Source organism: Pseudomonas sp. NPDC089408, assembly GCF_044749445.1.
Taxonomy (GTDB): Bacteria; Pseudomonadota; Gammaproteobacteria; order Pseudomonadales; family Pseudomonadaceae; genus Aquipseudomonas.
In genome coordinates this window covers 1-14,852 of record NZ_JBIVHY010000025.1, presented here as the reverse complement: position 1 = coordinate 14,852, position 14,852 = coordinate 1, and the positions used below count along the sequence as shown (strand labels likewise).

Here is a 14,852-nt window from a genome sequence, read left to right as displayed (position 1 = left end):
GAGCAAGGAAAGGCGACTGATGAATATGGAGGGTAATTCTTATAACCAACAGACTGTAGTGACACCCATCAAGGAGACCACTCCATGTCCTCGCGCATTACTTTACACACCCTGCAGAGCGCCCCGGAAGCGGCACGTCCGTTCCTTGAAAATGCACAGAAGAATTCCGGCTTCATCCCCAACCTGCTCGGTGTGCTGGCCAGTGCCCCGGCGGCGCTGGAAACCTACGTGACTGTTTCGGCACTCAATGGCAAATCCGACTTGAGCCTGGCCGATCGTGAAGTGGTGCAGCTGATTGCCGCCACCCAGCATGGCTGTGACTTCTGCGTGGCCGGCCACACCGCGGTGGCGCTGAACAAGGCCAAGCTGCCGCAGGAGGTAGTCGATGCGCTGCGGGCCCGTGGCGAGCTGCCCAACGCCCGTTACGAAACCCTGGCCGCCTTCGCCCGTGAGGTGATCGCCACCCGCGGCAATGTCAGCGAAGCCACCTACCAGGCTTTCCGTGATGCCGGCTTCAGCGAAGGCAACGCGCTGGAGGTGATTCTTGGCGTCAGCCTCGCAACCCTGTGCAACTTTGCTAATGTGTTCGCCCAGACGCCGCTCAATGACGAGCTTGGCAAATACCGCTGGCAGCCTTCTGCTTGATCCTCGTGTGGCACCGGCCTTACCACGGCCGTTGTAGAAGCGGCCTGGTGCCGTGAATGGGCCGCCAGGCGGCCCGGCGTTCTCAAAGGAGCAAGACCATGCAAGATTGTGCATTTCGACACTGGCTGGATGCCAATGCCGAGGCCATCGACCGGGGCCTGTGCGAGCCACAGCAGGTGCTGGCGCAGATCGCCGAATCGCAGCTGTTGCGTGTAGGTGTCGACCCGGCCCTGGGCGGCACGGGCGGGCAGGTGACCGATGCAGTCGAGGCCATTGCCGCCATCGCCAGCCGCTCGCTGGCATCTGCTTTTGTCTGCTGGGGCCAGCGCGCCTTTATCGAATACTTGCTGCACAGCCCCAACCAGTCGCTGCGCGAGCGTTTGCTGCCACGCCTGCTGACCGGCGAACTGGCCGGCGCCACCGGGCTGTCCAACGCCATGAAGTTCCTTTCCGGGATCGAAGCGCTGCAGGTGCGTGGCCGCCCAGCAACCGATGGCTGGCACCTGGAAGGGCGCCTGCACTGGGTGACCAACCTGCGCAAGAGCGGTTTCGTGGTGGCGGCGGCCATCGAAGACGAAGCGGGCGGTGCACCGTTCGTGCTGGCCATTCCGTCCGACGCGCACGGCCTTGAGCGTTCCGATGACTTGCAACTGATGGGCCTGCAGTCGAGCAACACGGCCGCCTTGGCCTTCCACCAGGTGCAACTGGCGCGTGACTGGCTGCTGCATGAAAATGCCCGCGAGTTCCTGCCACGGGTACGCCCGGCGTTCCTGGCGCTGCAATGCGGCATGGCCATCGGCTTGGCGCGGCGGGCACTGCAAGAGGTGCAGGCGCACCTGCATGGCCGTGCCTCGTTCCTCGATGAAGCCCGCCAGGTGCTCAGCGAACGCTTGGAAAATACCGTCAGCGAGCTCAAGCAGGGCCTGCTCGATGGCCGCTTCCAGCAACAGCCGGCAGCCTTGTTCAAGCTGCGCATTACCCTGGCCGAGAGCGCTGCCGACGCGGTGCAGCTGGAGTTGCAGGCCAGTGGTGGCAAGGCCTACCTCAGCGAGTACGGCGAAGGCTTTGCGCGCCGCTGGCGCGAGTCGGCCTTTGTGCCGATCGTCACCCCAAGCCTGGTGCAACTGCGCGCCGAGCTGCAACGCCAGGCGGGCGCCGCATGAGTGCAGTGTTGCTCGAGGCGCGTGATATCAGCCTGGGCTACCCGCGCGAGGGCGGCTGGCAGCAGGTGCTGGCGCAGTTCGACCTGCAATTGGCGCCGGGCGAGGTGGTGAGCATCCTGGGCCCCAGCGGTGTCGGCAAGTCCAGCTTGCTGCGGGTGCTGGCCGGCCTGCAACCGCCAGGTGGCGGGAGCGTGAGCCTGCATGGCCAGCCGCTGCAAGGCCCGCACCCACGCCTGGCGGTGGCCTTTCAAGACCCGAGCCTGCTGCCTTGGCTGAGCCTGGAAAAAAACGTTGCCTTCGGCCTGGACTTCGCCCGCCAGCCCAAGCTGGCCGCTGCCGAACGCCGTGCGCGCATTGACCATGCAATTGCCGCCGTGGGCCTGGCCCACGCCCGTGGCCAGTACCCGGCGCAGCTGTCTGGCGGCATGGCCCAGCGTACCGCGCTGGCCCGCTGCCTGGCTCGCCAGCCGGAAGTGCTGTTGCTCGACGAACCGTTTGGCGCGCTGGATGAAGTGACCCGCGCCGACATGCAGCAACTGCTGCTGCAACTGATCGCCACCCATAACACGGCGGCGGTACTGATTACCCACGATATCGACGAAGCCCTGCTGCTGTCCGACCGGGTGCTGCTACTGGGCAACCACCCAGCGCACATCCTCGGGCAGTGGCACATCGACCTGCCGCAACCACGGACGCAGCGGGTCGAAGAGCTGGGCGCCTTGCGCATCGAGATTCTTAAAACCCTTCGGCGGGCAAGCCGCACAGTCGAACCTACTCCAACCCCGTTGCCCTCGGAGGCTGTCCATGTGCATGGATGACTGCTGTTCCACTTCTTCGCGTCGTGATTTCCTCAAGCTCGGTGCCATGCTGACCGCCGCGGGTGCGCTGCCGTTGCTGTCGAGCCTGCAGGCCCGCGCCGCCGCCGAGCCGGACGCGCCGGTGCGCATCGGCTACCTGCCGATCACCGACGCCACGCCATTGCTGGTGGCGCACAATAACGGCCTGTTCGAGGCTGAAGGCATCAAGGCCGAGCGACCGGTGTTGCTGCGCAGCTGGGCTCAAGTGATCGAGGCGTTCATTTCCGGCCAGGTCAATGTCATCCACCTGTTGTCGCCAATGACCGTATGGGCCCGCTACGGCAGTAAGGTTCCGGCCAAGGTGGTGGCCTGGAACCACGTCGGCGGTTCGGGCCTGACCGTGGCCCCGGACATCAGCGACATGAAACAGCTCGGTGGCAAGACCGTAGCCATCCCGTTCTGGTACTCGATCCATAATGTGGTGCTGCAGCAGATGCTCAACGACAATGGCCTGACGCCAGTGTCCAGGCCAGCCAATGCGCAGTTGGCCGCCAACGAGGTCAACCTGCTGGTGTTACCGCCCTCCGACATGCCGCCGGCACTGGCCAGCAAGCGCATCGCCGGCTACATCGTCGCCGAACCGTTCAACGCCCTGGCCGAAAACCTCAAGGTCGGCCGCGTGCAACGCTTTACGGGGGATGTGTGGCGCAACCATGCCTGTTGCGTGGTGTTCATGCACGAACACGACTTGAACAACCGCCCGGAGTGGTCGCAGAAGGTGGTCAACGCCATCGTCAAGGCCCAGCATTGGACCCGTGACCACCGCGCCGAAGCTGCCGCCTTGCTGTCCAAAGCCGGCCCCAACAAGTACACGCCGCATGAGCCCGCCGTACTGACCAAGGTCCTGGCCCCGGCGGCAGAAGACCGCGCGGGCTACATTGCCAGTGGCGCGATTCGCCATCAGCAGTGGGATGAAAAGCGCATCGACTTCCAGCCATACCCGTTCCCCAGCTACACCGAAGAGCTGGTCAAGCGCCTGAAGACCACCCTGATCGAAGGCGACAATGCGTTCCTCGACGGGCTGGACCCGGCGCATGCCGCTCGCGACCTGGTTGACGACCGTTTCGTACGTAATGCCATCGCTGCTGTGGGGGGCCCGTCGGTGTTCGGCATTGCCGACAACTTCGAGCGTAGCGAGGAGTTCGCGGTCTGATGCGCACGCATGTCGTACATGCCGGGCTTGGCCTGGCTGGGTTATTGGGCTTGTTGCTGTTGTGGTGGGCCGGCGTGGCCGTGTTTGGCCAGGCCGATGGCCTGTCGGCGCGTTTTTCGCCGGCAGCCACCTTGGCCAGCCTGGCCGAGTTGCTGGGGCAGGGCGAGGTTTACGGGCATATCTGGGTCAGCCTCAAACGCATCCTGATCGGGCTGTTGCTGGCGCTGCTGATAGGCGTACCGCTGGGCTTGCTGGTGGGCAGCTACCGGCACCTGGAGGCGGCAACCACGCCGGCGTTTCAGTTCCTGCGCATGATCTCGCCGTTGTCATGGATGCCGGTGGTGGTGATGCTGATGGGCGTGGGGGATCAGCCGATCTACTTCCTGCTGGCGTTTGCGGCGTTATGGCCGATCCTGCTCAACACGGCCGCCGGGGTCCGGCAACTGGACCCGCGTTGGCTGCAACTGAGCCGCAGCTTGAGTGCCACGCGCTGGGAGACCTTGTGCAAGGTGATCGTGCCGGGCGTGATTGGCCATGTGCTGACCGGTGTGCGGCTGGCTATCGGTATTTTGTGGATCGTGCTGGTGCCGTGCGAAATGCTCGGGGTGAGTGCGGGGCTGGGGTATTTCATTCTCGATACCCGCGACCGGCTGGCGTATTCCGAGCTGATGGCGATGGTACTGCTGATTGGTGTGCTGGGCTTCATGCTCGATGCCCTGGCCCGCGGGTTGCACCGGCGCTGGGTGCATGGCTGAAGGGCCAATGGGGCCTCTTCGCGGGTAAACCCGCTCCTACAGATACAACACAGGTCTCGAATTGTGGGAGCGGGTTCACCCGCGAAGAGGCCTTAAGATCAATGCACCGTCTTGCGCTGCCGCACACATTCCTGCGCTTGGGCAGCCAGCTCATCCAGCCGCTCATCACGCATCTGTTCCGCCTCGATCATGGCATCCTCACCCTGCTGGTTAAGCAGGTAGGTATGAATCTGCAGCACTTCCGCCGTCTGGTAGATCGGCGCAATGTCCAGCCGCCCGATCAACGCGCCGCTGGCCTGCCCGGTGCTGCTCATCAGCACCTGCGGGCCGTTGGCGGCCACCACTTGCATGCCCATGGCCTCGAACCACGGCACCTGGCTGGCGAAGGCGTTCAGTTCCACACACCCATGACGCGCCTGCAGGTCGCCGAGCAGGGCGCGGGCAATGCCTTGGCGCCGATGGCTGGTGAGCACGGCGAGGAATTCCAGGGCGCAGGCCTGCCGATCGTCCTCGGCCGGCAGGGACAGGGCAAAGCCTAGCAACTGGTCCGGTGCGTCGGCGTCCAGCGCCAGGGTCAGCGCCACGGCCAGGCCGCGGCTGCCGTCCAGGGCTTGCAGGTACTGGTGCACCTCCATGCCGACGCCGTACTGGTACAGCGGATACAGCGGGTTGTCGACCGTGATGGCGACACTGCTCAGGTCGCCGACATTGTGGATTACCAGCTCGCGGATCTGGTTCTGGAAGGATTCGGGCGGCACGCTGTCGAGGCGGCTCAGGATGAACATCGGGGGGCAGGCTCCGGCGGGTAGGAATACAGCCCGCGCCGTGTTGGCGCGGGCTGTACAGTTTAACCGGTTTTGCCGGTTCAGCCTTGTGCCCGTAATGCACCGAGCATCAGGTCGAGGTTTTGCACCGCCGCGCCAGAGGCGCCTTTGCCCAGGTTGTCGAACACCGCGGTGAGCAAGACCTGGCCATGCTCAGGGTTGGCGTACAGCGCCAGGCGCAGGTCGTTACTGCCGTTCAGCGCTTCAGGGTCGAGGTTGGCGGCGATGCCCTGCTGCTGCAGGGGCATCACCTGGACGTGGCGGGCACCTTGGTAATGTTGCTCCAGGCAGGCTTGCAGCTGTTCGGCGCTGACCTGGCCTGGCAACAGGCGCAACTGCACAGGAATGCTCAGTACTATGCCCTGGCGGTAGGCGCCGTAGCCGGGCATGAATATTGGCCGTGCCGACAGCCCGGCGTGCTGCTGGATCTCGGGTACGTGCTTGTGTGCCAGTTCCAGCCCGTACAGTTGCAGGGTAGGCGCTTTGTCGGTGCCGGGTTGCTCATGCCGTTCAACCGCCGCGCGGCCGCCGCCGGAATAGCCAGAGATCGCGTGGATGTTCAGCGGGTAGTCGGCAGGCAGCAGGCCGGCCATGACCAGTGGCCGAAGCAGGGCAATGGCGCCGGTGGGGTAGCATCCGGGGTTGCTGACGCGCTTGCTTTGCGCGATGCGCTCGGCCTGCTGATCGTCCAGTTCCGGCAGGCCATAAACCCAGCCTGGGGTGGTGCGGTGCGCGGAGCTAGCGTCGATCACCCGTACCTGTGGGTTGTGGATGGCGGCCACGGCCTCGCGGGCGGCGTCGTCCGGCAGGCACAGCAGGGCGATGTCGGCGATGTTGATCGCTTCGCGGCGGCGATGCGGGTCTTTGCGTTCGGCCTCGGGCAGGGTCAGCAGGCGCAGGTCGGTGCGGCGTTGCAGGCGTGCATGGATCTGCAGGCCAGTGGTGCCTTGGTCGCCGTCGATGAAGACAACTGGGGTGAGCATGGTCGGGGTCCGGTGGGGGAGGGATGGCCTATGCTCGCTTGTGGCGTTGGTAATGAAAATTTGAATATGATGATCGTCGTATTCAGGTTTTCTGAATCTGATCGTGAATCCGCTCCTACAAAGGGCGGCGCTGTTTTGACCAAATGGGGGAACCTGTGGGAGCGGGTTCACCCGCGAATAGGCCTGCACAGACAATGCGAGAAATCAGCCTCGACCGCCTCCGCACCTTGGTGGTTATCACCGACCTCGGCTCGTTTGCCGAGGCCGCCCGCCAGCTCAACCTCGCGCCACCCACCATCAGCCTGCACGTGGCGGAGCTGGAGGCGCGCATTGGCGCGCCGTTGCTTACCCGCACCCGTGGCCAGGTGCGGCCCACGGCCATTGGTGAAACCCTGCTGACCCGTGCCCGCCGCCTGCTGGCCGACGCTGACCTGGCGCTGGACGAAGTACGCCGCCAGGTCGAAGGCCTGACCGGTCGAGTGCGCCTGGGCGCTTCTACCGGGGCCATCGCCCATCTGCTGCCACAGGCACTGGCGCGCCTGCGGGTGGAACACCCGGGGATCGACGTGCAAGTGCAGGTGCTGACCTCCCAGGCATCACTGGCCGGCTTGCGCGAGGGTACGCTAGATATCGGCCTGGTGGCCTTGCCGCAGGTGGCGGGCAAAGGCCTTATGGTTACCCCCTGGCGGCGTGACCCGATCCTGGCGTATGTGCCGGCCGACTGGCAGCCACCGGCCAAGGTCACTCCGGCCTGGCTGGCGCAACGGGCGTTGATCCTAAACGACAACAGCACCCAGCTGTCGCGGGTGACGGGTGAGTGGTTCGCGGCGGCAGGGTTGTACCCGGCGCCGCGTATCGAGCTGAACTACAACGATGCGATCAAGAGCCTGGTCGGCGCCGGGTATGGGGCGACCCTGCTGCCGCAGGAGGGCGAGGCGGCAGAGCTGGACCGGCGTATCGCCCGCAGGCCGCTGCGCCCGGGGTTGTGGCGGCAGTTGGGCATCGCCTGCCGGGAAGGGCAGGTTGAACGGGCCACAGGGTATGTGTTGAAGGCGTTGGAGCGGTTGCGCCAGTAAGAGGGTTGTATGCCGAGGCCGGGTTACCGCTGGGCTGAAGCGCGGCGGGGCAGGCACGGCGCAACTATGCTATTCCTGCGTCGAGACGCATGTACCTCGACGAACCTTAGGGTTTTCCAGGAGAACGCTCCATGAAATCCACGAAATGCATACCCTTGCTGGTGATTGCCTCTGTCCTCAGTTTTGCCGCACACGCAGACCCTGCAAGCAACTGTGCGGCCAAGATCAAGGAGCTTGAAGACATCAAGAAATCCGATGGCCAGGCAATCCATGGCGGCATGGCGCACGATTACAGCGAGCTTTTGAAACAGGCCAAGGAAGGGCAGGCAGCTGGAGACATGACCAAGTGCCAGGCCTCGGCTGACCGGGCCAAGACCATCTACAACAAGGCGCGCGGGAAGTAGGCGCAAGCCTGCACTGGCCTCTTCGCGGGTAAACCCGCTCCTACAGAAAGCATCGCTGGCCCTTGTAGGAGCGGGTTTACCCGCGAAGAGGCCAGTGCAGGATGGCCCGGTCAGAACCAGCGATCGTTCTTCTTCCGCCCACGGGTCAGCGCCGGCAGGATCAACCCCGCCAACAACCCCGCGCCGGCAATGCTGCCGCCATACACCATGTAGCGCATCATCACCTGCTTGTTCTCGTCGCCAAGGCGCGCCTGGGTATCGCGCAGCTCTGACTGGCTTTGGTCAAACTGCTCGTTCAATGCCTTGTTGCGCGCCTCCAGCTCGTCGATCAGTTTTTTGCGCGAATCGAGCGTTTCCTGCATGCCCTGCACGCGGTTTTTCCAGCTGTCGTCGATGGTCTTCAACTGGCCGGTCAGTTCTGTGACCTGGCTATCGAGCATCGGCAAGCGTTCGTTCTGCCCGGGCACCGACTGCAGGTCGTTGCTGAGGATCCACACCACATCACCGTTCTGCCCGCGCACCTGGCTGTAATTGCCCTGGCTGCCGAGCAAAGTCAGCTTTTGCCCGGACTTGAGGGTGCCGACAATGCGGTGGCCATCGGTCGGGCCGCTCCGCACATAGGTGCTCAGGCTGTCGCTGACCCAGCGCGCATCGCTGGCGGGCTCTTCGGCGTGCACCGGTGCGGCAAGGGCCACCAGGGCGGCAATCAGGCCGCCGCGCAGGGCAGGGAGGGCGGAGGCTGTTGGGCGGGATTCGGGCATGTTGGGTCTTCGCTGAAACAGGACAAAAGTAGGCCCGGTGACTGGGCCGATGAACCGGTCGGTGAGTTGACCGTCAGCGAAAGACCGTATTTTTGTCAGCAGGTTCATCACCGGATATCGGAAATGTCTGCAGGATGTTGCGGGACCCGACCCAGGGCGGTGTGTTGGTGATGGCGAAGTTGTCGAAACCTTCGCGGTCCTTTGTAGGAGCGGCTTTACCCGCGAACGCCGCAAAACTGGCATCTTGTCAGGTGGTCCGATGGTTGCGGTATGCCCGACGCAGAGGGCTAGACTAGAAAGCCCACTCTCGATCATGGAGCAAGACCATGGCTGCCAAAAACAGCATCTGCCTCTGGTACGACCACGATGCCGAAGAGGCGGCGAATTTCTATGCCAGCATATTCCCTGACAGCAAAGTGATTACCGTGCACCAGGCGCCTGGTGATTACCCCTCTGGCAAGCAAGGTGACGTGATCACCGTTGAGTTCACCGTTATGGGTATTCCCTGCGTTGGGCTCAATGGCGGCAAGGCCTTCAGCCACTGCGAGGCGTTTTCGTTTCAGGTCAGTACCGAAGACCAGGCCGAGACCGACCGCCTGTGGCATGCGATTGTCGATAATGGCGGCGAGGCCAGTGTGTGCGGTTGGTGCAAGGACAAATGGGGGATTTCCTGGCAGATCACCCCGCGCATCCTTATCGAAGCCATCGGCCACCCGGACCGTGCAGCGGCCAAGCGGGCGTTCGAGGCCATGATGCAGATGGGCAAGATCGATGTGGCCAGGATCGAGGCGGCGTTGAAGGGTTGAGGCCTTATGCTGCCTGCTCCCACGCCTGTGGGAGCAATTGTCTTATATCGCTCTCTGGCCAGCACTGGCCCTTGTAGGAGCGGCCTTGTGTCGCGATGGGCTGCAAAGCAGCCCCAGGGTTTGCGCACAGATGCACAAATTGCCGGGGCTGCTAAGCAGCCCATCGCGACACAAGGCCGCTCCTACAGTTGACTGCGTTAGCCTATCTGGTGAGCGCGGCATAGCCGGTGCCATCCTGATCAGGGCCTGAACGGGCTGGCTGTGCTTGACCATGCGTTTTTGTAATCAATAGGCCGTAGAAAAAGTCGATGTCATACGCTGCGGCCCCCGCCCTAGACTCAGTTGCATGCAGAAGGCTGCGCTGTTCATCAAAATGACCATTCGGATGCGGCCGCATCAAATCGCGATCAGGCCCATAGAGGCCCCGACGCACCGCTGTTTTCCAGATAACAAGAACCAGGAAATCCGCAAGCCATGATGACATCGCCGTTCTCGATCCCCGCCAGCGCCCGCCGAATCGACCCGTCCCGCCAGCGCGCCACCGCACTCAAGGCCGATGGCTCGGTCGATGACAACGACCGCACCGAAATCGGCCCTACGCCGTTGGCCTTTGCCGAGTGGGCCGCGCTTGGCCTGCAGGCGCCGCACCTGCCAACCCTGCGCGAATACCGCCTGCAACGCATCCGCGAGCAACTGGTCGCCCGCGACCTGGGTGGCATCCTGCTGTTCGACCCGCTGAACATCCGTTACGCCACCGACACCACCAACATGCAGCTGTGGACCACCCACAACCCTGCGCGTGCCTGTTTTGTCGCCGCCAGTGGCCATGTGGTGTTGTGGGACTTCCATGGCTGTGACCACCTTTCTGCGCACTTGCCGCTGGTCAGCGAGCTGCGCAGTGGTGCTTCGTTCTTCTACTTCGAAACCGGTGACCGTACCGATGAACATGCCCGGCGCTTCTGCGCCCAGGTCGACGAACTGCTACGCACCCATGCCGGCAACAACCGCCGCCTGGCCGTGGACCGGATTGAAGTCGCCGGCCTGCGTGCCCTCGATGCGCTTGGTGTGCAGGTGCATAACGGCCAGGAGGTCACCGAGTTTGCGCGGTTGATCAAAGGCCCCGACGAAATCCTCGCCATGCGCTGTGCAGTGGCCGCTTGTGACGCTTCCGTCGCAGAGATGCGCCAGGCCATGCGTGCCGGCGCTACCGAAAACGATGTCTGGGCCGCGCTGCACAGCGGCAATATCCGCCGTGGGGGCGAGTGGATCGAAACCCGCATCCTCAGTTCCGGCCCGCGAACCAACCCCTGGTTCCAGGAGTCCGGCCCGCGGGTGCTCAGCGATGGCGACCTGCTGTCATTCGACACCGACCTGATCGGCGTGTATGGCTTTTGTGTGGACATGTCGCGCAGCTGGATCTGCGGCGACCTGGAGCCCACTGCCGAGCAGAAGCGCCTGTACCGCATTGCCCATGAGCATATCCACGTCAATGCCGACATGGTCAAACCCGGTGTGCGCTTCACCGAACTCACCCACAACGGCCATCGCCTGCCTGAGCGCTGCCGCGAGCAGCGCTACGGGGTGATGTTCCATGGTGTGGGGTTGTGTGACGAGTACCCGAGCATTCGTTACCCGGAGGACCTGGAGTCCTATGGCTACGAAGGCGAGCTGCAGCCAGGCATGGCGCTGTGCGTGGAGGCGTATGTAGGCGAAGTGGGCGGGCGTGACGGGATCAAACTGGAGAACCAGTTGCTGGTGACCGAGGATGGCTATGAGCTGTTGACCCATTACCCGTTCGAGGAAAGCTTCTTGCGCGATTGATTTGAAGCGCACAACTACATTCCTGTGGGCGGGTCTACCCGCGAATGCGGCGGTGCATGCTGGGGAAGAACGCCGCCCGTGCCGCGCCAGTCGGCATTGGCCAGCTTCCGCGTGTGCTCGGCAGCCAGCACATCCGGGCGCCGCTGCAGCAGGCTTGAAGGCAGGCCCGCCGGACGCTGACCAGCAGCGCTGCATCGAGGCGGTCGGCCTCTGGCAGCAGCTTGGGCTGGGCCTGGCGATCTGTCGGGGTATTGCCGAAGCGCATGGCCTCCGCCTGACGGCTAAGGCCTCGATCATGCCGGGGCACGACCCGATTCGCTCGGTGTATGGAGTGGGGTATAGCCTGGAGTTCGAATAGTCAGCATCTAAAAGCCCGCGCGATCCCCCTGTAGGAGCGGCCTTGCGTCGCGATGGGCTGCGAAGCAGCCCCGGTTTTTCAGCTTCGCAGCACAAATTGCTGGGGGCTGCTTCGCAGCCCATCGCGACGCAAGGCCGCTCCTACAGGGGACCGCGCAGACCTGGGGAGTCAGGTTTCGGAAACCTCGCTCGCTGCCGCGGCCGGTTTCACCGAAGCCTTCTTCTCCTGCACCACAATGTAAAACTCCTCCCCATGCTTCACCGCCCCGTACAGCACGGCCTTTTCAATCAGCTCGTTGCCGCGCAGGTGGCGCAGCATCATCGGGTCCTTGCGCAGGTCACGGTACAGCGCCAGGCACAGCAGCACCATCACCACCACGAACGGCAGGGCCACGACGATGGTCAGGTTCTGCAGCCCGGTCAGGGCCTCGCCTGGGTCGCGCGGGTCGCCGATCGCCAGCATGATCGCCGCCACCGTACCGGTCAGCGCGCCCCAGAAAATCACCGTGCGCCTGGATGGCGCAGTGGTGCCGTGCTCCGACAGCGTGCCCATCACCAGCGAGGCTGCGTCGGCACCAGAGACGAAGAAGATGCCCACCAGCACCATCACCAGTACCGAGGTCGCCGAGGCCAGCGGGTAGCTGTCCAGCAACTGGTACAGTGCGTGATTGCTATTGACCGCACCGTTGGCCAGCTGGAACGCGCCTTCACGCAGGGCGTCGATGGCCGCCCCGCCGAACACGGTGAACCACACCAGGCTGACCAGGCTCGGTACCAGCAGTACCCCGGTGACGAACTGGCGAATGGTGCGGCCGCGGCTGATGCGGGCGATGAACATGCCCACGAATGGCGTCCAGGAAATCCACCAGGCCCAGTAGAACACGGTCCAGCCGGCCAGCCAGCTGTTCATCTGCTCGCCGCCGCTGGCGTTGGTACGGGCCATCATCTCCGGCAACAGCTTGATGTAGATGCCCAGCGAGGTCGGCAACAGGTTGAGCATCAGCAGGGTCGGCCCGACCATGAACACGAACACCGCCAGCACCAGCGCCAGCACCATGTTGGTGTTGGACAGCCACTGGATGCCCTTGCCTATCCCCGACACCGCCGAGGAGACAAAGGCAATGGTGAGCAGGGTAATGATCGAGATGTAGAACAGCTTGCCGGGGCTCTCGACCCAGCCGTTGTATTCCAGACCGCCGGCAATCTGCAGTGCGCCCAGGCCCAGCGAAGCAGCCGAGCCGAACAATGTGGCGAAAATTGCCATCATGTCGATCAGCCGACCGAGCGGGCCATTGGCATGCTTGCCGATCAGCGGCCGAAAGGCGGCGGAAATCAACTGCGAGCGGCCACGGCGGAAGGTACCATAGGCAATGACCAGACCGACGATGGCATACATGGCCCAAGGGTGCAGGGTCCAGTGGAACAAGGTGGTGGCCATGGCCACCTGCATCGCTTCACTGGTCTGCCCGGCAGCCGAGCCGGGCGGCGGCGACACGTAGTGCGACAGCGGTTCGGCGACACCGAAGAACATCAGGCCGATGCCCATCCCGGCGCTGAACATCATTGCCACCCAGGACACCGTGCGGAACTCCGGTTGTTCGCCGTCACGGCCTAGCGGCACCCGGCCATAACGGCTGGCGGCCAACCACAGCACGAACACCACGAACAGGGTCGAGGTGAGCACGAAGAACCAGCCGAAATTGAGAATGACCCACGACTGCGCGCTGGAGGCGCTGCTGGCGAGGCTGGCCTGGTTGAGCAGCCCCCAGAGCACGAAGGCGATGGCCAGCAGGCTGGTGAAACCAAACACGATCCAGTCCAGCTTGCCCTCGAAACGCCGGTCCTGGCGGGCTTCTGCGGTTTTCGAGGGGTCGGTAACGCCTAGGTCGAGTGTTTCGCTGATGTGTTCCTTTGCCATGAATGCTCAGGCCCCTGTGTGGCTTACCTGCACGCGCAGGCTTGTTGTTGTGTGGGCTACCGAGTCCGCAGGCGAGCTCGGCGGGGTGGACTGCTGGCGCGATTATCCTGTGCCGCAAACGCCGGCTCCTGTCCCGATAACGCCGCGGGGCGTCCCTTGCGCGACCTGGCAAATACTTTTAGTTCTGGGGGCAGTGGCCCTTTCTGCCTCGGCTTCTGGTACCCTGATGGGCATTACCCAGGCCCGCACATTCGAGCCGCGTAGAAGCGCTGCTGCTTGTGGGCCTGGACGTACCAGGAAACGGAGATTCGTCAAAATGGCCACTGACCGTGTGAGCCTGATTCATTTCGATAAATTGAGCATGAGCCCTGCCGCTGCCGACCGGTTCCAGAAAGCCCTCGACGCGCTGGAAGCGCTCAAGCTGCAGGACCGTTACGCGTACCTCATCGCTCCTTATCTGGGTGATATTGCTGACGCCTCCGACGCCGAACAATTGGCCACTGCCCTGGATCAGGGTTTGCGCGTGGTCGACGATCTGCTGGCTGCCCACTCGGTAAGCAAGGCCAAGGCCGAGGAAGTGCGCCAGGTGTTCAACAACGCCGGCGAGCGGGCGCGGGCAGAATTGCCTGGCTGAGGCGCCAAGGCCGCGGCTGAGGTACCTGGCATTTTTGTTAGTTTGTGCTCCGGTTAAAACGCTGTAGCGTTGCTTCTGTCTCGTCAAATTGATGGATGGAGCCGAAAATGCGTGGAGCACAACCTGGCAGATATACTGCCTACGGTCATGTTGCATTAGAAGGCAACTTGCAACCTTCGTTAGGGTTCAATGGCGAGCGTGTTGATTGGTTGTTGAAAACGTACTTTCTGGGGAATGGCCGGCGCCACTACAGCCCTGGCATGATGCGTTTTTTGTCACCGGATGGTTTAAGCCCATTTGCAGCAGGTGGCATGAATGCCTATGCGTATTGTGCGGGTGATCCTGTGAATTTTATTGACCCTACAGGGAAGTCTCGCAAATCTGGAATGTCAACTCTTCGTGGTAAGACCAAGTTCAATAAATCACTGCTGCGCAAATCTACCCACTTGAAAGCACCCGCTGGTGATGCCGTGGATGCTGTGGACGGCAGCTTGGTTCAAGTTTCAAAAAAAGTGCAAGCTGACAGGCCGGGCCCGAAGTCCGAGTGGATCTATACAAACACTGTGGCAGGTCCCCGGCTGCATAAAGCTCACATTGATAGGCGGCATCAGGTTCCAAGTGCAACAGTCAGTTGATAATGTTGAGCCGATTGGTTGCCAGCAGTTGCAGATGATCCGTCAACACTTCAACAGGGA

Annotated in this window: 16 protein-coding genes and 1 pseudogene; 11 read left to right on the top strand and 6 right to left on the bottom strand. The window is 63.1% G+C overall.

All coding sequences use genetic code 11. The features are described from left to right. Positions 1 to 84: 84 nt before the first annotated feature. The 5 genes from ACIP02_RS25400 to ACIP02_RS25380 all read left to right on the top strand — a co-directional run bounded on the left by ACIP02_RS25400 (position 85) and on the right by ACIP02_RS25380 (position 4,573). Positions 85 to 645, top strand: a complete 561-nt coding sequence (locus ACIP02_RS25400; RefSeq protein ID WP_400622280.1) for a carboxymuconolactone decarboxylase family protein — start codon at positions 85 to 87, stop codon at positions 643 to 645. A gap of 98 nt (positions 646 to 743) precedes the next feature. Then, positions 744 to 1,808, top strand: coding sequence for an acyl-CoA dehydrogenase family protein (locus tag ACIP02_RS25395; RefSeq protein ID WP_400622277.1), 1,065 nt, complete (start codon positions 744 to 746; stop codon positions 1,806 to 1,808). After that, on the top strand, positions 1,805 to 2,626 hold the full coding sequence (locus ACIP02_RS25390) for an ABC transporter ATP-binding protein (protein WP_400622274.1): 822 nt from the start codon (positions 1,805 to 1,807) through the stop codon (positions 2,624 to 2,626). Before ACIP02_RS25395 ends, ACIP02_RS25390 begins: the two co-directional genes overlap by 4 nt. Beyond that, a complete protein-coding gene (locus ACIP02_RS25385; protein WP_400622271.1) occupies positions 2,613 to 3,818 on the top strand; it encodes an ABC transporter substrate-binding protein in 1,206 nt (401 codons plus the stop codon). The genes ACIP02_RS25390 and ACIP02_RS25385 overlap by 14 nt, the downstream gene beginning before the upstream one ends. Further along, positions 3,818 to 4,573 carry an ABC transporter permease gene (locus ACIP02_RS25380; protein WP_400622268.1) on the top strand — a complete coding sequence of 252 codons (756 nt, stop codon included), beginning with the start codon at positions 3,818 to 3,820 and terminating at the stop codon, positions 4,571 to 4,573. Before ACIP02_RS25385 ends, ACIP02_RS25380 begins: the two co-directional genes overlap by 1 nt. Before the next feature lie 98 nt (positions 4,574 to 4,671). Here the strand turns inward: ACIP02_RS25380 and ACIP02_RS25375 are convergent, their stop codons facing one another. Beyond that, positions 4,672 to 5,358, bottom strand: a complete 687-nt coding sequence (locus tag ACIP02_RS25375) for a GNAT family N-acetyltransferase (protein ID WP_400622265.1) — start codon at positions 5,356 to 5,358, stop codon at positions 4,672 to 4,674. 80 nt (positions 5,359 to 5,438) lie between these two features. Next, a complete protein-coding gene (argC, locus tag ACIP02_RS25370; protein ID WP_400622262.1) occupies positions 5,439 to 6,380 on the bottom strand; it encodes an N-acetyl-gamma-glutamyl-phosphate reductase in 942 nt (313 codons plus the stop codon). A 194-nt stretch (positions 6,381 to 6,574) separates the two neighbouring features. Between argC and ACIP02_RS25365 the strand changes: the two genes are divergently transcribed. Together ACIP02_RS25365 and ACIP02_RS25360 are read left to right on the top strand one after the other, a co-directional pair. Continuing rightward, positions 6,575 to 7,456: a LysR family transcriptional regulator gene (locus ACIP02_RS25365; protein ID WP_400622259.1), complete on the top strand. Its 882-nt coding sequence runs from the start codon at positions 6,575 to 6,577 to the stop codon at positions 7,454 to 7,456. 131 nt (positions 7,457 to 7,587) lie between these two features. After that, positions 7,588 to 7,860, top strand: a complete 273-nt coding sequence (locus tag ACIP02_RS25360; protein WP_400622256.1) for a hypothetical protein — start codon at positions 7,588 to 7,590, stop codon at positions 7,858 to 7,860. 110 nt (positions 7,861 to 7,970) lie between these two features. Here the strand turns inward: ACIP02_RS25360 and ACIP02_RS25355 are convergent, their stop codons facing one another. After that, positions 7,971 to 8,621, bottom strand: coding sequence for a TIGR04211 family SH3 domain-containing protein (locus ACIP02_RS25355; protein WP_400622253.1), 651 nt, complete (start codon positions 8,619 to 8,621; stop codon positions 7,971 to 7,973). Positions 8,622 to 8,947: 326 nt separating this feature from the next. Here ACIP02_RS25355 and ACIP02_RS25350 point away from each other — a divergent pair, with 326 nt between their 5' ends. After that, positions 8,948 to 9,427, top strand: coding sequence for a VOC family protein (locus tag ACIP02_RS25350; protein WP_400622250.1), 480 nt, complete (start codon positions 8,948 to 8,950; stop codon positions 9,425 to 9,427). Between the two features lie 202 nt (positions 9,428 to 9,629). Here the strand turns inward: ACIP02_RS25350 and ACIP02_RS25345 are convergent, their stop codons facing one another. Continuing rightward, positions 9,630 to 9,911 carry a hypothetical protein gene (locus ACIP02_RS25345; RefSeq protein WP_400622247.1) on the bottom strand — a complete coding sequence of 94 codons (282 nt, stop codon included), beginning with the start codon at positions 9,909 to 9,911 and terminating at the stop codon, positions 9,630 to 9,632. On the opposite strand from ACIP02_RS25345, the gene dddP reads away from it, so the two are divergent. Further along, entirely contained in the window at positions 9,902 to 11,248 is a 1,347-nt protein-coding gene (gene dddP, locus ACIP02_RS25340) for a dimethylsulfonioproprionate lyase DddP (protein ID WP_400622244.1), read from the top strand. The two genes, ACIP02_RS25345 and dddP, sit on opposite strands and share 10 nt — an antisense overlap. Positions 11,249 to 11,303: 55 nt before the next feature. On the opposite strand, the pseudogene ACIP02_RS25335 reads toward dddP, so the two are convergent. Together ACIP02_RS25335 and ACIP02_RS25330 are read right to left on the bottom strand one after the other, a co-directional pair. Beyond that, a pseudogene (locus ACIP02_RS25335) lies at positions 11,304 to 11,471 on the bottom strand (transporter); the annotation flags it as partial. A gap of 303 nt (positions 11,472 to 11,774) precedes the next feature. Then, the gene (locus ACIP02_RS25330; protein ID WP_400622242.1) at positions 11,775 to 13,523 is read right to left on the bottom strand and encodes a BCCT family transporter; all 1,749 of its coding nucleotides are present in this window, start codon (positions 13,521 to 13,523) and stop codon (positions 11,775 to 11,777) included. 316 nt (positions 13,524 to 13,839) lie between these two features. Between ACIP02_RS25330 and ACIP02_RS25325 the strand changes: the two genes are divergently transcribed. Continuing rightward, the gene (locus ACIP02_RS25325; protein ID WP_400622240.1) at positions 13,840 to 14,157 is read left to right on the top strand and encodes a hypothetical protein; all 318 of its coding nucleotides are present in this window, start codon (positions 13,840 to 13,842) and stop codon (positions 14,155 to 14,157) included. Between the two features lie 107 nt (positions 14,158 to 14,264). Next, entirely contained in the window at positions 14,265 to 14,792 is a 528-nt protein-coding gene (locus tag ACIP02_RS25320) for an RHS repeat-associated core domain-containing protein (protein ID WP_400622237.1), read from the top strand. Positions 14,793 to 14,852 lie beyond the last annotated feature (60 nt).

Bases quoted from the DNA above. Each gene is read 5' to 3' on its own strand.
- ACIP02_RS25395 (WP_400622277.1), top strand. From the start codon at position 744: ATGCAAGATTGTGCATTTCGACACTGGCTGGATGCCAATGCCGAGGCC.
- ACIP02_RS25360 (WP_400622256.1), top strand. From the start codon at position 7,588: ATGAAATCCACGAAATGCATACCCTTGCTGGTGATTGCCTCTGTCCTC.
- ACIP02_RS25385 (WP_400622271.1), top strand. From the start codon at position 2,613: ATGTGCATGGATGACTGCTGTTCCACTTCTTCGCGTCGTGATTTCCTC.
- ACIP02_RS25325 (WP_400622240.1), top strand. From the start codon at position 13,840: ATGGCCACTGACCGTGTGAGCCTGATTCATTTCGATAAATTGAGCATG.
- ACIP02_RS25365 (WP_400622259.1), top strand. From the start codon at position 6,575: ATGCGAGAAATCAGCCTCGACCGCCTCCGCACCTTGGTGGTTATCACC.
- ACIP02_RS25330 (WP_400622242.1), bottom strand. From the start codon at position 13,523: ATGGCAAAGGAACACATCAGCGAAACACTCGACCTAGGCGTTACCGAC.
- ACIP02_RS25390 (WP_400622274.1), top strand. From the start codon at position 1,805: ATGAGTGCAGTGTTGCTCGAGGCGCGTGATATCAGCCTGGGCTACCCG.
- ACIP02_RS25400 (WP_400622280.1), top strand. From the start codon at position 85: ATGTCCTCGCGCATTACTTTACACACCCTGCAGAGCGCCCCGGAAGCG.
- ACIP02_RS25355 (WP_400622253.1), bottom strand. From the start codon at position 8,621: ATGCCCGAATCCCGCCCAACAGCCTCCGCCCTCCCTGCCCTGCGCGGC.
- ACIP02_RS25380 (WP_400622268.1), top strand. From the start codon at position 3,818: ATGCGCACGCATGTCGTACATGCCGGGCTTGGCCTGGCTGGGTTATTG.
- dddP (WP_400622244.1), top strand. From the start codon at position 9,902: ATGATGACATCGCCGTTCTCGATCCCCGCCAGCGCCCGCCGAATCGAC.
- ACIP02_RS25345 (WP_400622247.1), bottom strand. From the start codon at position 9,911: ATGTCATCATGGCTTGCGGATTTCCTGGTTCTTGTTATCTGGAAAACA.
- argC (WP_400622262.1), bottom strand. From the start codon at position 6,380: ATGCTCACCCCAGTTGTCTTCATCGACGGCGACCAAGGCACCACTGGC.
- ACIP02_RS25375 (WP_400622265.1), bottom strand. From the start codon at position 5,358: ATGTTCATCCTGAGCCGCCTCGACAGCGTGCCGCCCGAATCCTTCCAG.
- ACIP02_RS25350 (WP_400622250.1), top strand. From the start codon at position 8,948: ATGGCTGCCAAAAACAGCATCTGCCTCTGGTACGACCACGATGCCGAA.
- ACIP02_RS25320 (WP_400622237.1), top strand. From the start codon at position 14,265: ATGCGTGGAGCACAACCTGGCAGATATACTGCCTACGGTCATGTTGCA.